This is a genomic window from Cytobacillus sp. Bva_UNVM-123 (genome assembly GCF_046351715.2).
In the GTDB taxonomy this organism is placed as follows: domain Bacteria; phylum Bacillota; class Bacilli; order Bacillales; family Cytobacillaceae; genus Cytobacillus.
The window spans coordinates 1,286,550-1,304,891 of record NZ_CM177772.1 but is presented as its reverse complement, the minus strand read 5'-3'; the positions used below and the strand labels follow the sequence as shown (position 1 = coordinate 1,304,891).

The window sequence follows — 18,342 nt, the reverse complement described above, 5'->3', positions numbered from 1 at the left end:
TTTTCGCAGATTAACGGGCAGTAAGACCCCACTTTTGGATTAGCAATAAACAAATATTTCTTCGTGTGGTTTCAACTGCCCGTAAATGCCCGACGACGGAGAGGATGTCCTAGTCAGGCGAAGCCACAGGACGTGGCGTTTTGAGCGTGATTAACTCAACTAACTATCAGTGAGGAAAGAGCACCTCACTGATAGAAGTTTCATTTTATTCAATACTTCTCCATAAATAAAGGGAGGCATAGCTTAAGTAAGGTGCCCAGCCTTTAGAAAATTGCTCCATTTGCTCTAAGGTTGGCTTCGCTTCTAATTGATAAAGCTTTTTTAAGGCGTTTTGAATGCCGATGTCTGCGACAGGAAAGAGATTTGGTCTGCCGAGCCCGAACATCAGGAAGTTTTGTACGGTCCAAGGACCGACTCCTCGCAATTTGATTAATTGTTTAAAAATTTCTTCATCTGACAGCTCTTTTAAGTCTGTGAAATTTAAATTTCCAGCTACGATTTCTTGCGCAATGCCGATGACATATTCCGCTTTTCTTCCGCTAAATTGTAGCTCACGAAGCTGCTCCACCGTTAACGCAGCAACGACTTCCGGCTGCGGATAAAACCAGACTCCTTCTTTTTCAAAGCCGTATGTTTTGACAAAACGTTCTGTAAGTTTCATCGCAAATGCCATATTCAACTGCTGATGAATGATACATTTTAGTAAACAGTTATACGGAGAAAAATCTAGTACTAATGGGGTTCCGAAATGCTCTCCGAAAATATGCTTTAAATCAGATTCTTTTTTTAAAAATGAGTATGAATCGTTTCAAGTGGCACCTTCCATTGAAAAATTTCTGCTAATCTTTCAAGTGACTTTTCCTTATTTCGTTCATCTATCTCGGTAACGATAAATTCAGGCTTCTCAGTTGTTCCAACCGCTCTCACTTCAGCAACAACAGGGTGCTTGTCTACTAAAAGCGGCACTCTTACTAACCTATTTTCCACATCGACTTCATTCAGTGGATCGATCGAAAGCCTGTCCAACACAAGATCAAAATTATACGGTCCGATTATTTGAATTGTTTCCAAGCAGACTCCGTCCTTTAACCATTTTTCCGTATTATAGCATTTTTTAAGCATGTATTTCTAAGGCTTGTCTTTTTTCTCAAAGGTATGTTGAATTTTTTGTCGATTTTGCTATTTTGTTGATTGGAGCGGAAGACACGAGACTCCTCGAAAATGCATACGCATTTTCTCGTGCGGAGTTAATTCGGAGATGATTACTCAACGTCCTACGGGAAAGCGAGTCTAAGGGAGACCCCGCAGGAGCGCTAACGACGAGGAGGCCCCTGGACCGCCCGCGATCGCTAAGTGCCTGCAGCGGAAAGCAACAGGTATGATTATCTATCCTTCACGAAAAGAAACCCGAACATCTACTGAATTCGGGTTTCCTAAAATATATTAACTTTATTTCGAGCACTTCGATTTTACCGACCTCTCCATGCTACTCCTATTCATATTGCGAACGATCCACAATCGCATCATACAGTAAATAAATACCGAGACCAATGCCCATCGTTATAAATCCCCAGCCTAATGTGATTTGCTCAATAAGCAAGTAGTTATTGCATAATTGCACTGGAGAAATGATATATAATAAGCCCATTCCTGCAAACAAGACGGTAAAACTAATAATAAGGGAGTTTTTCCAGGCTGTGCTTAATTTTTTCCAACTATCTCTGAGTGGAATCCCCGCTAAAAAAGGTAAGCTTATAAATTTAAATAATTCAACACTATACAAACTTAGTGCTTCATCCATCGTACGCGGTAGCATCCAATAAACTAAGATAATAACGAATAATATAATTCCAGGTACACCGTTATGATTCCATTTTTCAAAAAAGCTGGGAAATCGACTTAAAACAAACTTTCCCATAAAAAATCCTGCCATGACGAGCATCGGCATTTGCATATGCATGTGAATGATCATGACCGATTCCATTAAATTGGAAACCGGAGGGAAGATTAAGAAAATGAATAACAATAACCCAAATATTTGCTGATTCATCTTTATCCCTCCTCCTTTTCGAGAATGCTCGTAACCTTACTAGCGGCTTCATCAACTTTCGTATAATCCATGACATCCACTAAGCGACCTTTTTTATCAACTAAATAAAAGGCAGAATTATGAGCGAAGTTGCCATTTTCATCAGGAATTACTATGACTCCGAATTTTTTTAGCAAAGAATCTAGTTCTTCCTTATCCGGTATTCTTGCCATTCTCCATGTTTCTCCATCACTATGAAAAGCATCCTTATAACGATTTAGTGTTTCAGGATTATCTCTTTCTGGGTCAAAGCTTAGTGTAAGAAAAACAATATCTTCTCCAATAAATTTGTTAGGTATATTATTGTAAACCTGTGACATGTTTACCTCTAATTGCGGGCAGACTGTTGCACAGGATGTATAGATAAAGGTGATAAATACGTACTTATTGTGAAATTCATCAATCGAATATTTTCTGCCGAAGCTATCCTCCATGACAACTTCTGGAAATAACGGTTTATTATCTATAAGTTTGCTTACCCTTGCTGTTTCTGCGGTAAAAGCGGTAAAACCGTCAGTACCTGTATAAAATAAACCAATTCCAAACAGCAGAACGATGAGTAATGAAATGGAATTTCGGCGCTTTTTACTCAAGGAGATCCCCTCCTTTACTAGTAAGGAGATAGCCTAACAGTAAGCTACCTCCTATTTATTTTTCATTTCGCTATTTACTTTTCAGTTATTACCAAGTCTTAAATGTTGGTGATCCTGGTGGTGCATTGACAATGAAATCAACTAATGGAATAACATATGCCATGGCGACTACGATAATCATTAACACTACCCAAACGCCCCAACGTTCTGTCCAATATGGAGTTTTGGAAGCTCCTTCTTCTTTTTCTGCAATAGGGAATTCTGTCTCTCCCTTAGGTGCAAAGAACATAAGATTGAATACTGCATATACTTGCATAATCGCTCCAATTAGAAGGATGGTTGCGCCTACTCCTAATACTAGTAAATACGGATCCCAGCTTAATGCAGTTGCATTGTCTGCATAAGTTGAATAAGATGTTCTGCGTGGAGAGCCTAGTAGTCCAACCCAGTGCATAGTTCCAGACATCATAATCATCCCAATTGTCCAAATAATCGTTTGGATGACACCAAATTTGTTCATGGCTGGTGTTAATACACGTTTTGATAAATATGGAACGAGCCAGTAGCTTAGGCCAAAGAATGTTAAGGCTACAGACATTCCGAGAGTTAAGTGGAAGTGTCCAACAACCCACATAGAGTTATGAACAACTTGATTCAACTGGTTTGTGCTTTGAACGATCCCGCCTGCACCAGCTGGAGCGAATGCTGCCATTGCAATAAATGGTGCTAAGAAACGAACATCGCCCCAAGGTAATTTTTTGAACCAACCAAACAGTCCTTTCCCACCTTTTTTACGACCTGTTTTTTCAAATACTGAAAACATGGCCCATGCAGTCATTAATGAAGGAAAACCAATTGCTAAGCTCATAAATACGTGCATGAATTTAACGGATGGTGAAATACCAGGGTCAACGATTTGGTGATGGAATCCACCTGTTATATTCATAATGACAAGTGCAATGACGACAACCCGTGTTAATGTATCACTAAAACGTCTACCACCAATAATTTTCGGTACAATACTATACCATGCTGAGACGGCTGTTAAATACCAGATGTTCACGGCTGTATGACCGAATGCCCAGAATAATGTTCGCGCTACCATAACATTAATCGTATCAACCCAGCCGAGAGTCCAAGGGATAATCATGAATAGAACTTCAACTGCTACAAAAGCGGTTGCACCTAAGATTAGAACAAATACACCTGTTGCAAAGAAAGCTAAAATGGGAAGGTGCTGCCCTTTATGCGCTTTTCTCCAATTAGCCACTTGAATGAAACAGCCTAAGCAGTTCATCCAAAGCCCTAAGACAACAAACACTAGGCCAAAGTAAAAGACTGGATGTGCAGCCATTGGCGGATAGAATGTAAACATGACAGATGCTTCATTCATTAACACCATGACAACAACGAGTACTAAGCCAATCATTTTCAACCAGAAGCCGATCCAAGCTATTTTCCTTACTTTCGGAAGAAGTCCGTCTAAAACATGTGACATCCCAGCGTAGAAATATCCGACTGTAAAGAAAGCCGATAGCACGACGATTAGTAATAATCCATGTGCTGTTAATATTTGATAATAGTTAAGCCATGTCGGTAAGTCTAAAAGACCTGCACGATTTAGCCCTTGTAATAAACCAAAAATTCCACCGATAAGCAATGCGATAAAAGCAACAGATAAATATGATTTCGAAAGTTTAGCATCTTCAAGGCTTATACCAAGGACTTTATTTGCTTGTTGATTTATTATTTTTGTATTTCCTTTATGCGAGATAGCTGTTTCCACTGAATATCCCCCCTTTATTTAACCGTGATGGTCGTTCCCATTAATTGGTGACCAGCCCCACAATATTCATTACATAACACTAAATATTCTCCAGGATTATCGAATTTCTGCGTTATTTTTTGTACATATCCTGGTACTACCATTGCATTGAGGTTCGTGCCTGCTACTTGGAAGCCATGTACAACATCTTTAGATGTCATAATAAAGTGAACGGTTGCCCCTGCAGGAATTTCAATATCACTAGGTGTAAAACTAAATAATTGCAATGTCATAACAACCTCATATTCGTTTTCGCCGATTTCTTTCACACCTGGATTATCAAATGGTGCTATATTATCGACGTTTGATGAATCAATTCTTTCACTTCCACTTGGCGGCGCCATATCGAGTGCAAATGCTTGGTAGCCTGTAAGAAACATAAAAGCCATAATCATACCAAAACTTATTATGAGCCACACTTTTTCCGAACGATGCATTTTCATCTTAATCCCCCCTTAAATTCTAACCATATAAAGTCCATACATGATGAAATACGTAATAAGAATGACTGCCCCGACAACACCTACGGAAAAAATAGTCCCCTTTACTGATTCTGTATCCCTTTTATTTTTGTCCTTTGGATTTGGAACTCCCATCATTATCCCCCCTATTAGTTTTTTCACTTTCATCATAGTTGGGAACCGTTCTCAACAAAGTGAACTGTATCACATATATTTTTGATTTTTCCGACATGAAGGATGGTTTTAATCGACATTTTTTTCGGGTGGGATTAAATGTAAAATGAGATAATGGCGGTGTTATCATACTTTTTATACTTTTTAGTTTAAAAAGTTAATTATGTTTTTCAAGAGATGCCTTGAGGACATGTGAGAAAAAATAATTGTGACGAAATGATGAACATTTGAGGTTAAGAAACAGCTGAAGCAGGGATAGTTTGAGACAATAATTAATATTGTTGTGGGATTGAAAAGCTTTTTGGGAAAATTAAGAGGGTGAACTGTTTCCCGATAACTGCTCAACTCTTTCGTTTCGGGAATCAATTGACTAACCCTTTCCCGATAATTACTCAACTCTTTCATTTCGGGATTCAAGTGACGAACCTTTTCCCGATAATTACTCAACTCCTTCTTTTCGGGAATCAAGTTGACAAACCTTTTCCCGATAATTACTTTACTCCTTCATTTCGGGAATCAAGTTCACCAACCTTTTTCCAATAATTACTCAACTCTCTCGTTTCGGGAATCAAGTGGACCGACCTTTTCCCAATAATTACTCAACTCCTTCATTTCGGGAATCAAGCGGACCAACCTCTTCCCGATAATTACTTAACTCCTTCATTTCGGGATTTAAGTTCACCAACCTTTTCCCGATAACTACTCAGCTCTTTCGTTTCGGGAATCAAGTTGACAAACCTTTTCCCGATTTTTACTCAACCCTTTCGTTTCGGGAATCACGTTCACCAACATTTTCCCGATCTTTACTCTACTCTCTCGTTTCGGGAATCAAGCGGACTAACCTTTTCCCGATTTTTACTCAACCCTTTCGTTTCGGGAATCACGTTCACCAACATTTTCCCCATAGTTACTCAACTCCTTCATTTCGGGAATCAAGTTCACCAACCTTTTCCCGATCTTTACTCTACTCCTTCGTTTGGGGAATCAAGTTCACCAACCCTTTCCTGATAACTACTCTGCTCTTTCATTTCGGGAATTAAGTTGACTAACCCTTTCCCAATCTTTACTCAACTCCTTCATTTCAGGAATCAAGTTCTCCAACATTTTCCCGATTTTTACTCAACCCTTTCGTTTCGGGAATCACGTTCACCAACATTTTCCCGATCTTTACTCTACTCTCTCGTTTCGGGAATCAAGTGGACTAACCTTTTCCCGATTTTTACTCAACCCTTTCATTTCGGGAATCAAGCGGACCAACCTCTTCCCGATTTTTACTCAACTCCTTCATTTCGGGAATCAAGTTGACCAACCTTTTCCCGATAATTACTTAACTCCTTCGTTTCGGGAATCAAGTGGATCTACCTTTTCCCGATAATTACTCACCCTTTCGTTTCGAGAATCAAGTTGACCAACCTTTTCCCGATAATTACTTAACTCCATCATTTCAGGAATCAAGTTAACGAACCCGTTCTCATTACTTACCCCGCCCTTAATTTCGGGAATCGAAACACCACTGTTTTCCGATTCATACAAAATGGAATCATTATGCTCCGTTTCATTCCCATACGAAAAGGGTTGCCCTTATAAACAATAGGACAACCCTGATCAGACCATTTATTTATAATGTTAATGTATAACTTTCCCTTTTGTTTCTGGTATACAGATAAGCATAATGAGTAAACCTATCGGATAGATGAGGAAAATAAGTGATAATGCTCCTAGTAAGCTGCCTCCAGCTGCTAGTAAACCGATGATGACTGGTCCGAAGCCTGCTAATCCACGGCCTGTTCCGAAAATGAAGTTTTCAGCAGTTGAACGGGCTTCAGCAGGATAGTTTTCTGCTAATACCGCTCCGAAGCCACCCATCATTCCGTTTGCAAAAAATCCGAGCATCGCGCTCCCCCATAGTAATAATGTTTCATCTTTTAGTAAGAAGAAGTAGATTAAGCATGCTGCCGTTCCACCAATATAGTACATCGTGAACGTTTTCCGGCGTCCAATTTTATCTGCTAATATCCCAAAAACGGCGATTCCGATTAACATTCCGATAGTCGAGATGAGCATCCAGCCACTCGCTTTTGCTAATGTGTAGCCATATTTTTGAGATAAAATTGTTGGCATCCACGTGAAAATTCCGTAATAGCCGAAGTTTTGGATAAAGGACATTAAGATTAAGCCAATTGTTGTAATGGTGATTTTCTTATTGGCAAATAGTTTTTTTAGAGGGAACCCTTTTAAATTTTTAAGCTGTTTTCCTTCTTCCTCAGTTAATTTTCCTTTTGCCTCTTTTATTAGTAGCTCTTTTTTATATTGATTCTTCTGCTCCCACATTTTTGGTTCTGTTAAGCTTTTTCGAACAAAAACAGCTAATAATGCAGGGATGAGCCCGAATAAAAAAACAGCTCTCCATCCGAAATGTGGAACGATTAATGCTGGGAGAATAGAGGCAGCAAGCACACCCAATTGCCATCCTAGTGCAACAACCGAGGTCGCTTTGGCACGCATATTTTTTGACCATGTTTCAGTTACTATCGCCATTCCAATCCCAAATTCTCCTCCAACACCCATTCCAACTAGAAAGCGAAGAAATAGTAAATGCCAGTAATCAGTTGCGATATAGATAAGGGCTGTTGCAACGGAAAATAAGAGAATCGTTGCAGCTAATATTTTGATTCGACCGAATATATCAGCAAGGAAACCGAAAAGGTAAGAACCTACTAACATCCCGATGGTTGTTGCTAAAACAAGGTTTCCCCCTTCTACTTCTGTTAAATTGAAATCTTTTAAAATAAATACGAGTACAAATGATAAGAGCAGCATATCAAAACCTTCTACTGCATAACCAAGAACTGAACCGAGCAAGGTTTTATACCTTTTTGATTTTGACTCCTCCATTACTTCTGTAGATATGTTCATTATTACTCCTCCTCCTGATTTTACAGTCACAATCTATGGAAGAATAACAAAAGCCTTCTTACCTAAAAAGATAAGAAGGCTCAAGTAAATACAGATACCTCTATTTAAGTTCGCCTTAGCAAACTTGAACAAAAAAAGGGTACTGTACATTTTCCGCTTCCTTCTCAACCTCACAGGATTGTATTAAAGGACTGTATTTTATTTTCTTTCTATTTTTACACCCTTTTTTTGATATTGTCAAATAGTAATTTGAGGAAGCTATGTCAATTAAATTGATAGCTACTTATCAATTTATTAGGTATCTTTGCAGAATTACAGCGACTTTTCTGGATATATTAGAAGCTTTCCGATTTTATCGGTCACTTTCACGATTATATCAGCCATTTTCTCATTATATCGGCGACTTTCCGATTATATCAGCGACTTTCACTTTATATCGGCGACTTTCACTTTATATCAGCAACTTTCACACATGTATCAGTGACTTTCACACATATATCAGCGACTTTCCACATATATCGGCCATTTCACGATTATTTCGGCCAATTCCCATTATATCGGCCATCTCCCGAATATATCGGCCGATTTCCGATTATATCGGCCATTTTCCCGTTATATCGGTCACTTCCACATTATATCGGCCATTTTCCCGTTATATCCGCCATTTTCCCGTTATATCGGCCATATCCCCTTTATATCGGCCGATTTCCAATTATATCGGCCACTTCCCGTTATATCCGCCATTTTCCCTTTATATCGGCCATTTCCCTTTATATCGGCCAATTTCCCTTTATATCGGCCAATTTCCTAAATTCATCGGCCACTCCCCGTCAGCAACCGCCTAATAAAGCATCACATCGTCAAATACTCTACTTAGCATAAAGTCATCCAGGCTTTTAAATGTATAGCCGCGGCTTTTTAAATCTTGAATGGCTTTTTCGAGTGCATCTGCATTATCTTTTGAAACGGTATGAAGAAGGAGAATCGCTCCAGGATGGATTTGTTTCATAATATTGTCGTATGCATATTTCCAGCCTTTCTGTTGATCGACAATCCAATCTTTAAAGGCTAATGACCAAAAAATATGAACATACCCTTGCTCGCTTGCTGCTTGAATCGTTCTTTCGCTGAAAATCCCTCTTGGCGGGCGTAAGTATGTCATGTTTTTTATTCCGGTGAGCTGCTCTGTACCGGCACGAACCATTTCCAATTCCTTTGCGATCTTTTCATTGCTAATGGTTGTCATATCTGGATGGTGCCATGAATGATTGCCAATAATATGGCCTTCTGCGGCCATTCTCTTTACAAGCTCAGGCGCGCTTTCTATGTAATGGCCGGTAATAAAAAATGCTGCCGGTACCTTTTCTTTTTTTAGCACATCCAAAATTTTGCCTGTGTAGCCGTTTTCGTAGCCATTATCAAATGTTAAATAAATATCCTTTTTCGTCGGATCACCCTTGTAATATGCATCTAGTCGATTTAACAAATCATCGAGCGGTTTACCTGCGTCTGCCTGTTCCTCATTTGCCCCTTTTTTGAAGCCCCAATGAATCGGTGAATTGCTGTGCGCTGCATTTGTCATTAAAGGAAAAATCATTAAAAACGCAGTCAAGAGTACATAATATTTTAAACTTCTCATCTGCACTCCTCCTCTATTTTTCTTTATTGTTTGTGAAAAATAGAATTAAATGACTGTAAATATTTTCAATAAAATTTAGTTAATATTTCCACACTCCCCCAAAAAAAAGAGACCTGTTAAGGTCCCTTTATAAATTAAAACACACGTTCTTTAAACTGAGCTAATTTTTCCAATGATGATTTATCAACATCTGCGTGAAGGCTGTTTCCGTGAGAATCCATTGTGACGACCGCTGTAAAGCCTTCTACTCTCAAATGCCACATTGCTTCTGGAATTCCGAATTCCATTAAGTCAACACCTTCAACCTCTTTAATGCAATCTGCATAGTATTGAGCTGCTCCTCCGATTGCATTTAAGTAAACACCGCCATGTTCTTCAAGTGCTGCCAATGTTTTCGGTCCCATTCCGCCTTTACCAATTACAGCACGAATGCCGAATTTTTTCATGATATCGCCTTGGTATGGCTCTTCACGAATACTTGTCGTTGGGCCAGCTGCTTTCACATGCCATTTTCCTTCTGCATCTTTCAACATAACCGGGCCACAATGATAAATCACTTGACCATTTAGATCAACCGGTGCATCATGGCTCATTAAATGATGGTGAATCGCATCGCGGCCTGTATACATTCTTCCATTAATTTGAACAACATCCCCTACCTTTAGGCTGCGGATTTGTTCCTCTGTAATTGGCGCTTGTAATGTAATGACATTACTGCTTGTTTCAGAAGCTGCTGCTGTTTCCTTCTCTGCTTCTTCTGCACCGAAGTCAATTTTGTCGCCTTCTTGATACATCCACTCATTAATTTCTCCTGTTTCAGCGTTCACAGCCACACCGAGACGGCGGAAAGCCCAACAATTGTAGGCAACAGAGACGAAGAAGCTTGCAGGAATTCGATTCATTACACCAATTTTACAGCCAAGAAGAGTTGTTTCTCCTCCAAAGCCCATTGTACCGATCCCAAGCTTATTCGCATTTTCCATCACATATTCTTCAACTTTACGTAACTCTTCGTTCGGATTAACATCTTCAACGGAACGGAATAGCTGAGCCTTTGCTAAATCATAGCCTGCTGAACGGTCTCCACCGATTCCAACACCGATAAAGCCAGCACTACATCCCTGACCTTGTGCTTGATAAACAGAATGCATAATACATTTACGGATGCCGTCAAGGTCCCGGCCTGCTCTGCCTAGTCCTTCAAGCTCACATGGAAGGCTGTATTGAATATTTTTATTTTCACAGCCGCCCCCTTTTAAAATAAGACGAACATCAATATAGTCTTTTTCCCATTGTTCGAATTTAATTACTGGGGTGCCTTCCCCAAGATTGTCGCCGCTATTGTCACCTGTAAGCGAGTCAACTGAGTTTGGACGCAATTTCCCATCTTTTGTTGCGAGAGCAATCGCCTTTTTGATCGCATCTATCATGACGAGCTGGTTCACGCCAACTGGCGTTTTAATTTTGAAGGTTGGAAGTCCTGTATCCTGACAAATTGGAGAAATATTATCATCAGCCATTTTAATATTATTCGTAATCGTTGCTAAGCTCATGGCTGATCTTGTTCCAGCACTTTCTCTTTCCTTTGCTACCTTAATCGCACGGCGAACATCTTTTGGTAGATTCGTAGATGTTTCTACAATTAGCTTATACATACTTTCTTGAAACTTGTCGAGATTCATTGTTATTCCCCTTTCCCCTTGTATTCCCCTTATCGCTATTTAAAAATGATAATATGATCGTATATCATTATACTCCGAACATGATAGTAAAGAAAGATTTTGACCGCAATCGGTTACAAGAATACTTATAATTTATTCTCCGAACGAAAAACACTATCTTTCATGGAAAATTTATCAATAAACGAATAAAGAGCCCTAAAAAGGCTCTCATACAATACTTAAGTTTAACTTTCACTCGTAGCTAATTTTAGTCACGATGATTAAATTCACGACATTTTGATTCTAACTCATCGATCATTTCGATTAAGCGATCAATATCTTCAAGTGCTACTTCTTCTGGTTCCATGGCATCAAGTACTCCTAGAAACATATTTAACCGTTGTTTCAAGAAAGAAACTTGTCCATTCTTATCTTGTATAGGACTTCCCAAGCTGTTCTCTCCTTTCGTCTCGTTACCATCTTACCTGAAAAAATTATTGTTTCGCAATATTATTTTTCCCAAATAAATTTCATTACTTGATCAATTCTTATTTATCATACAAACAACTCTCTACTCCTTACCATACTTAACGATTAGCTTCCCATCACGCTCTTCCATTCCAATTCCGCGAAAGCCTTCCGCAAGCTTAAGTTGTTGAGCTGATGTATCATCCATTGATATATAGACGGTTTCTGTCCAATCTAGATGATTCGTATGTTGTAAATCTTGCACAAAAATATACCGTAAACTTCCACCATACTTCACTTTCAATGCAGCGATTTGCATGCCTTGTGAAAACTTATCCTTTAAGCTCGGAATATTAAATGGGGCGACCGTACAGCAAACATATCGAAAGCTGTGCTCCTGTTTTGCTAATTCCTCCATGATGAGAATGGCTAATGTTTTTTGAAGCTGGTTCCCCCGATAGGCAGGGAGAACATTTGAAATTTCCTGATAAATTACACTAGGCAGTTCATCGTCCTTTAAACCAATATCACGTCCTAAATGCTCGTCATCAATAATCGGAGCTAATAATGCTCTGAACGCAATAAGCTCATTGCCAACAAAAGCTCCAAGCATAAGTCCATGACCATCTAAAATATATTGAAACTCTTCTTCCGTTAAGGGCTGCAAAGTACTTTGATTGTTAAGTTTTGAAACAACTTCAGCTTGCACTTGTAAAATTTCCTGCAAGTGCTCACTCGTTAATATTTGCACATGAAAATATTGTGTTTCCTCTTCTTTCTTAAGTGTTCCTTCATATAATCGCTCCATCATCAATTCCCCCTTAACGAACAAGCTCCTCAGCAATCGTTAACTCCCGTAATACTTCTTCGTTGACGTCTATTCCTAAGCCAGGCTTTTCTGTTAACCGAATAAATGGAACGTCATAATGCAGATTCCCAACATCCTTTGAAAACTTCAAAGGTCCTGTCAGCTCCACACTCGTGATGATTTTCTTGGAAAAAGCAACATGAAATCCTGCTGCAGAACCGATTGAGGATTCGACCATTGAGCCAATTTGACACTCGATTCCAGCTAGCTCAGCCTGATGGGCAAGCTTAACGGCTGGATAGATTCCTCCACACTTCATTAACTTAATATTGACTTTATGAGCAGCTCGCTTTTGAATGATTTCAAGCATTTCTCTTTGTCCTCTTAAACCTTCATCAATCATGAGGGGAATAGTCGTTTTTGCTTTAATTTCCACCATCCCATCAATATCATCCGCTGCGACAGGCTGCTCGATCCAATCTAAATGGCAGTCACGCAATTGATTTAAAGCTACAAGGGTTGTCGCACTATTTTTCCAGCCTTGATTCACATCCACACGAATCGCCGTTTCTTCGCCAACTTGAGCACGCACAGCAGAAATACGCTCCACATCTTTTCTGACATCTGTCCCGACCTTCATTTTAAAAGAACGATATCCTTTTTCAAGCATATTCCTTGCCTCTCTTGCCATTTTTTCAGGCTCAGCAATGCTTAACACATGAGTAATCGGAAACTCCTGATGATATTTACCACCAATTAGCTGATAGACAGGCTGATTTAGTTTTTTTCCAATAATATCAAAGCAAGCAATATCAATGGCTGCCTTTGCCGTTGGTGCGTGATAAGTGGACTGATCCATTAATTCATGAATTTTTTCGATTTCCATTGGATTTTGTCCAATCAATACTGGGCCGATCGTATGTTTCAGAATTTGTAAGACACTTTCTGCTGATTCACCTGTTACATGCTCATCTGCCACACCTTCCCCATACCCGATAATTCCTTCATCTGTTTCTATTCTAACAATAACAGATGGCATATAATCGTATGTCTGATAGCTGACAATAAACGGAACGTGAAGTGGTAAATGAATAACATATAGATTAATAGACGTGATTTTCATAAGAGAGATTTCCTTTCTAGTTTACAATGATTCAAAATTTTTGATATAGTTGTCGGTAAATAGACGGTTAAAAGAAAAGCGTAAGCGCCTTGGTCAGCGACGTATAAACTGGACTGACCTCGACTGAGATAAAGGAAACACGACAAGTGATAATATGATCCCAGGCTAAGATCGCCACGTCCTGTGGCAACGCCTGCGCTAGCACATCCTGTGCGTCGCAATGTTGACTTATCGTAGGGAGAGGGAGGGAAGTTTACTAGTCGCTAGGCGCTGAAGCTAGACACTCATCTAACTTCAAAGTGATACATTAAATATTATTAGAAAAGCGCGAGCGCCAAACCTGCAAGGAGTTGAAGAAATGATTACGAAAATTGCGGTCCTCGGATCAGCTGAATTTATCACAAAAATCAAGACTGTTGCTCCTAAAGTTACGAATATTGAACTGAATATGTATCCGTATAATAGCCCCCAGGAGGCAGCAAAGCTATTAACACAATTAAAGCCATGTGATGTCGTGTTTTTTTCAGGGGCATTGCCTTATTATTTTTCAAAGAAAGAAAGAGAAAGTCTGCCGATTCCATCTGTTTTTTTAGCCCAAGATGATTACACGGTTTCATCTTCGTTTCTGACGATTTTACACCATAAACAAATCTCTCTACAGCGGCTTTCCATTGACTTAATGGATGCGGCAATCGTCAAAAATGTTTTAGAGGCAGCGAATATCTCTCCTCTCCCTGCTAATGTCATCGATTATAAAAGCATGTTGAATAAAAATCAATTCGATATGGCAAAGCTCGTTTCCTTTCATCGCTTCCTTTGGGAAAATGGAGCAATCGATTTAGCATTAACGAGTGTACACGCTGTATATGATCAATTAGTCTCACTTGGCATTCCTGCGATGAGAATGACCGATCCACCAAACTCGCTCATCAGGGGACTGGAAGCTGCTAAAGCAGAGGCACAGTTTGTGAAAGGTCAATTATCACAAGTTGCCGTGACTTATCTTTCCCTAAAAGAAAGCTCACGCGAAATTATTGACTATTTAAATGAACTTGCAAGACATCAGCAAATCACGATTCAACAGCTGGAAAATGGGCTGAATGCTATTTTCAGCACTCGTGGTGATGTCGAAGCACTGATAAAGGAAGGCTTGCTTCATAACATTTTCACAAAGTGGCCGAATGAAATTACCATTGGTTTTGGCTATGGCAAAACATTGAAAGAGGCTATGGAGAACGCTAAAATTGCGTTAAAATTTGCCGAGAAAGACACAAATCATAGCAGCGCCTTTATTTTAGACGATAAAAAAGAGCTGCATGGACCTTTGCCAAAAAAACACCATCAACAACGTCTAACAAACAATCACCCTGAATTATTTAAAATTGCCCAAAAAGCAAAATTAAGCCCTGCCAATCTATCTAAAATCATTCAATTTATAAAATCTCGACAATCAAACGAATTCACATCCGCTGATTTAGCTGATTACTTACTCATTACGCGCCGCTCATCGGAACGAATGATAAAAAAACTAGTCGACCATAAATATGCTTTTATTGTTGGGGAAGAAATGACTTACCAACAAGGACGTCCTCGAGCATTATATGCATTAAATATCCCCATTTATTATTAATCTACTATCGAAATGGGGCAGTCTATTAAGCTAAAAGATACACTTACAAGACGGCCCCAACATATTCAGCTCGTTATCGCTGTTTCTTCCTCTTCTTTAAGTGCTTGTTTTTCAGCGTCTGTTAATTTTACAATTGAAAAACCGGTCATCGCAAAAATAATAGAAATAATCGGAACAATAAAGTTTAAGACGGCGTAAGGTGCATATTGAAACGTATGAACTCCAAGCGTTCCGAGAATAAACACTCCACAAGTATTCCACGGAACAAAGACAGATGTTAATGTCCCTCCATCCTCAAGTGCACGAGAGAGATTCTTCGAATGCAGTCCTTTATCACGATAGGCTTGAGCATACATTCTTGATGGGATGACAATGGAAATATATTGCTCAGAGCATGTCGCATTTGTTGCAAAACAAGAAACTACTGTTGAAGCGACCAAACCTTTTGCCGTTTTGGCCAGCTTCAAAATTTGCTTTACGATGGCTTGAAGCATTCCTGTATTTTCAAGGATTCCACCAAATGTCATGGCGACAATCGTCATAGACACGGTATACATCATCGAATCTAAACCGCCACCATTGAAGAGTTTATCAACCATTTCATTTCCTGTATTAATGACGAATCCGCTTTGCAAAGCTGTAACAGCTTCTACAAACGTTCCACCTTGAACAGCGATTTGCGCGATAAAGCCTAGTGTTATTCCAATAACTAAAGCAGGGATAGCGGGTACTTTTTTAGCTACTAAAACAATGACTAATAATGGCACAATTAATAGCCAAGGTGAAATGACAAAATTATCTTGTAAAGCAGAGATTGTTTGATTAATTCCTTCAACATCAATATTTTCATTCGCAAAGCTTTTTCCTAAAAAAGCATATACAATTAATGCAATCACAAGCCCTGGTATCGTTGTGTAAAACATATGCCGAATATGCACAAACAAGTCTGTACCTGTCAATCCTGCAGCTAGGTTTGTCGTATCAGAAAGCGGTGACATTTTATCTCCAAAATAGGCACCTGAGATGATCGCTCCAGCTACCATTGGAGCAGGAATCCCCATACTTAAGCCTATTCCCATCCCTGCAACCCCGATCGTCCCCATTGTCGACCAAGAGCTGCCAATGGCAAGTGATACTATGGCACAAATAACACAAATGGATACGAGGAATAGAGAAGGAGTAATTATTTTCAGACCATAGTAAATCATTGTCGCAACCACACCGCCGCCAATCCATGCTCCAATCGTCAACCCAACAAGCATAATAATCACGACGGCTGGCAATGCAAGGCGAATCCCCTTATACATTGCTTCTTCAATTTCCTTCCACTTATAACCTGATCGCCATGCCACGAGTGCAGCTACTGCCGTTCCGACAATTAATGGAATATGCGGCCCTTGCTCTAGTTTAATTACTGTAATAGCCATCACAATAATCATGACGATAAGTGGAATAATAGCTACCTTAAACGACATCTCCTTTTTCATACATTTCCCCCAGCTCTCCGCTAATTTTAGTTCTTCTTACTTATTTTTAGACTATTTAAAATTGTCGTTAAATAGTCGTTAATAGTGTTATATTACAACTTCTAAACTTTACCGTCAAGAATAAAAATGGCATTCTCTTCATACGGTTTTATGTAAAATTTCCCTATATTGGTACATAAAAAAATGGCAGCTCCCCCAATTTGGGGTTCGCTGCCATTTATGTTTATCTCGGTCGTTCTGACGCAAAGAAGCTAAATGATACATGGTCTTGAATTGGAATCCATGCTCCGACACCTTGTGACGTAACATTTTTGACAATAATCGTTTTTTTATTGCCTTTTAACATTAAATACACTTCACCATAAGTCACTTTTCCTTTTTCATTAACCGCAGGCGCATATCCATATAAGTAGCCTAACCGTTTAGGCGGAACATTGTACCTATGATCTTTTTTCGTCCCACCCCCAATGATAGTATCAAAAGCAAGAGGCAGACCAGATTTCTCCATTGCTTTTAAGAGCATCATTTTTTTTACTTCCTCTGTATTTGGGACTTTAGCGGTTAAACCCCCACGAACAATTTTTTGAGTCTCCTGAACGTAGTGAATCGCATAAGGGGCATTTCCACCTCGATTGTCAAAATAATTCGTATTAATCTTTTGATATTCCCAGTTTGCCGACGTTTCAGTTGATTCATAATTTAACGGCCATTGCCCTAAATAAATAATTGCACGATATCCTACAGCAAAAGGAGTACCATTTACTGATGATTCATTAAGCATCCGAATTAAATCAGGGTTTTCAATTTTTACTTTCGATGAATCCATTAAATTTTGTGTTAGCTCACTCGGTTGGAGCTTCGGTATATCTTGAGTCGGATTCGGATAAGTGTTTTCCTTCGTAATTTTCAAAACTGAGTTCGGAATCGCTATAACTTCAGGTTCTTTTTCAACCTTTTTCTGCTCTTTTTCCGCTAATGCTGGCTGTTGAACGAAGAAAATGAATAATAAACTTAACACAAATAGCGATATTGATTTTTTCATGATGTATAACTCCTTCCAACTTGCTATCATTTACGTTTATTATTAGTTTTTTCGGAGTTCAGTCATATTATCCATCTCATGACAGAAAACGTATTAATTATGGAGATCAAAATGTCATGATAACTCTTAACTTTAAAATAATGATTACATGAAACAAAACACTTTTTAATAATCTGAATATTTACAAATATTAATCTATGGTGTATAATGATCTTACTCTTAATAAAGGAGGGCCGCTAAGTCAATTCGCTTTTTTTAAATAAGGAGGATGAAAAAATAGTTGAAATGTAGTCATCACTCTGTCCAAAGGTTTATCGTCAAATAACCCCATAAAGGTTGGTGATTAATGCCGAAAAGCGAGTAGATTTACATCCTTTTTCTAAGTAATAAATAATTCAAAATGGCCTTTGGGATATGCCAAGCAGA

General features: G+C 39.0%; 15 protein-coding genes and 1 pseudogene. 1 reads left to right on the top strand and 15 read right to left on the bottom strand.

Features of this window, described 5'->3' with window-relative positions; translation table 11 throughout:
- Positions 1 to 205: 205 nt before the first annotated feature.
- The 13 genes and pseudogenes from KDN24_RS06280 to KDN24_RS06220 all read right to left on the bottom strand — a co-directional run bounded on the left by KDN24_RS06280 (position 206) and on the right by KDN24_RS06220 (position 13,757).
- Positions 206 to 1,122, bottom strand: a pseudogene (locus tag KDN24_RS06280) (DNA-3-methyladenine glycosylase family protein).
- Between the two features lie 370 nt (positions 1,123 to 1,492).
- Positions 1,493 to 2,050, bottom strand: a complete 558-nt coding sequence (locus KDN24_RS06275; protein WP_409972156.1) for a hypothetical protein — start codon at positions 2,048 to 2,050, stop codon at positions 1,493 to 1,495.
- Between the two features lie 2 nt (positions 2,051 to 2,052).
- The gene (locus KDN24_RS06270) at positions 2,053 to 2,682 is read right to left on the bottom strand and encodes an SCO family protein (protein WP_409972157.1); all 630 of its coding nucleotides are present in this window, start codon (positions 2,680 to 2,682) and stop codon (positions 2,053 to 2,055) included.
- 88 nt (positions 2,683 to 2,770) lie between these two features.
- Entirely contained in the window at positions 2,771 to 4,468 is a 1,698-nt protein-coding gene (locus KDN24_RS06265; protein ID WP_409972158.1) for a cbb3-type cytochrome c oxidase subunit I, read from the bottom strand.
- 14 nt (positions 4,469 to 4,482) lie between these two features.
- Positions 4,483 to 4,950, bottom strand: a complete 468-nt coding sequence (locus KDN24_RS06260) for a cytochrome c oxidase subunit II (protein ID WP_409972159.1) — start codon at positions 4,948 to 4,950, stop codon at positions 4,483 to 4,485.
- Between the two features lie 12 nt (positions 4,951 to 4,962).
- Entirely contained in the window at positions 4,963 to 5,103 is a 141-nt protein-coding gene (locus KDN24_RS06255) for a cytochrome C oxidase subunit II (RefSeq protein ID WP_409972160.1), read from the bottom strand.
- Positions 5,104 to 6,465: 1,362 nt separating this feature from the next.
- Positions 6,466 to 6,675, bottom strand: coding sequence for a hypothetical protein (locus KDN24_RS06250; protein ID WP_491348351.1), 210 nt, complete (start codon positions 6,673 to 6,675; stop codon positions 6,466 to 6,468).
- Positions 6,676 to 6,768: 93 nt separating this feature from the next.
- A complete protein-coding gene (locus tag KDN24_RS06245) occupies positions 6,769 to 8,058 on the bottom strand; it encodes an MFS transporter (protein ID WP_409972161.1) in 1,290 nt (429 codons plus the stop codon).
- A gap of 841 nt (positions 8,059 to 8,899) precedes the next feature.
- Entirely contained in the window at positions 8,900 to 9,655 is a 756-nt protein-coding gene (gene pdaA, locus KDN24_RS06240) for a delta-lactam-biosynthetic de-N-acetylase (RefSeq protein WP_409972210.1), read from the bottom strand.
- Positions 9,656 to 9,831: 176 nt separating this feature from the next.
- Positions 9,832 to 11,379 carry a fumarate hydratase gene (locus KDN24_RS06235; RefSeq protein ID WP_409972162.1) on the bottom strand — a complete coding sequence of 516 codons (1,548 nt, stop codon included), beginning with the start codon at positions 11,377 to 11,379 and terminating at the stop codon, positions 9,832 to 9,834.
- 247 nt (positions 11,380 to 11,626) lie between these two features.
- Positions 11,627 to 11,809, bottom strand: a complete 183-nt coding sequence (locus KDN24_RS06230; protein WP_409972163.1) for an SE1561 family protein — start codon at positions 11,807 to 11,809, stop codon at positions 11,627 to 11,629.
- A 120-nt stretch (positions 11,810 to 11,929) separates the two neighbouring features.
- Entirely contained in the window at positions 11,930 to 12,634 is a 705-nt protein-coding gene (locus tag KDN24_RS06225; RefSeq protein WP_409972164.1) for a GNAT family N-acetyltransferase, read from the bottom strand.
- Between the two features lie 13 nt (positions 12,635 to 12,647).
- Positions 12,648 to 13,757 (bottom strand): mandelate racemase/muconate lactonizing enzyme family protein, encoded by a 1,110-nt coding sequence (locus KDN24_RS06220; RefSeq protein WP_409972165.1) that lies wholly within the window; start codon positions 13,755 to 13,757, stop codon positions 12,648 to 12,650.
- A gap of 358 nt (positions 13,758 to 14,115) precedes the next feature.
- On the opposite strand from KDN24_RS06220, the gene KDN24_RS06215 reads away from it, so the two are divergent.
- Positions 14,116 to 15,387: a transcriptional regulator gene (locus KDN24_RS06215; RefSeq protein ID WP_409972166.1), complete on the top strand. Its 1,272-nt coding sequence runs from the start codon at positions 14,116 to 14,118 to the stop codon at positions 15,385 to 15,387.
- A gap of 65 nt (positions 15,388 to 15,452) precedes the next feature.
- Here KDN24_RS06215 and nhaC read toward each other — a convergent pair whose 3' ends face one another.
- The gene (gene nhaC, locus KDN24_RS06210) at positions 15,453 to 16,874 is read right to left on the bottom strand and encodes a Na+/H+ antiporter NhaC (protein ID WP_409972167.1); all 1,422 of its coding nucleotides are present in this window, start codon (positions 16,872 to 16,874) and stop codon (positions 15,453 to 15,455) included.
- A 223-nt stretch (positions 16,875 to 17,097) separates the two neighbouring features.
- Positions 17,098 to 17,916, bottom strand: coding sequence for a YfkD famly protein (locus tag KDN24_RS06205; protein ID WP_409972168.1), 819 nt, complete (start codon positions 17,914 to 17,916; stop codon positions 17,098 to 17,100).
- Between the last annotated feature and the right edge of the window lie 426 nt (positions 17,917 to 18,342).

Bases quoted from the DNA above. Each gene is read 5' to 3' on its own strand.
- KDN24_RS06215 (WP_409972166.1), top strand. From the start codon at position 14,116: ATGATTACGAAAATTGCGGTCCTCGGATCAGCTGAATTTATCACAAAA.
- nhaC (WP_409972167.1), bottom strand. From the start codon at position 16,874: ATGAAAAAGGAGATGTCGTTTAAGGTAGCTATTATTCCACTTATCGTC.
- KDN24_RS06235 (WP_409972162.1), bottom strand. From the start codon at position 11,379: ATGAATCTCGACAAGTTTCAAGAAAGTATGTATAAGCTAATTGTAGAA.
- KDN24_RS06225 (WP_409972164.1), bottom strand. From the start codon at position 12,634: ATGGAGCGATTATATGAAGGAACACTTAAGAAAGAAGAGGAAACACAA.
- pdaA (WP_409972210.1), bottom strand. From the start codon at position 9,655: ATGATTTTTCCTTTAATGACAAATGCAGCGCACAGCAATTCACCGATT.
- KDN24_RS06275 (WP_409972156.1), bottom strand. From the start codon at position 2,050: ATGAATCAGCAAATATTTGGGTTATTGTTATTCATTTTCTTAATCTTC.
- KDN24_RS06245 (WP_409972161.1), bottom strand. From the start codon at position 8,058: ATGAACATATCTACAGAAGTAATGGAGGAGTCAAAATCAAAAAGGTAT.
- KDN24_RS06220 (WP_409972165.1), bottom strand. From the start codon at position 13,757: ATGAAAATCACGTCTATTAATCTATATGTTATTCATTTACCACTTCAC.
- KDN24_RS06205 (WP_409972168.1), bottom strand. From the start codon at position 17,916: ATGAAAAAATCAATATCGCTATTTGTGTTAAGTTTATTATTCATTTTC.
- KDN24_RS06255 (WP_409972160.1), bottom strand. From the start codon at position 5,103: ATGGGAGTTCCAAATCCAAAGGACAAAAATAAAAGGGATACAGAATCA.
- KDN24_RS06260 (WP_409972159.1), bottom strand. From the start codon at position 4,950: ATGAAAATGCATCGTTCGGAAAAAGTGTGGCTCATAATAAGTTTTGGT.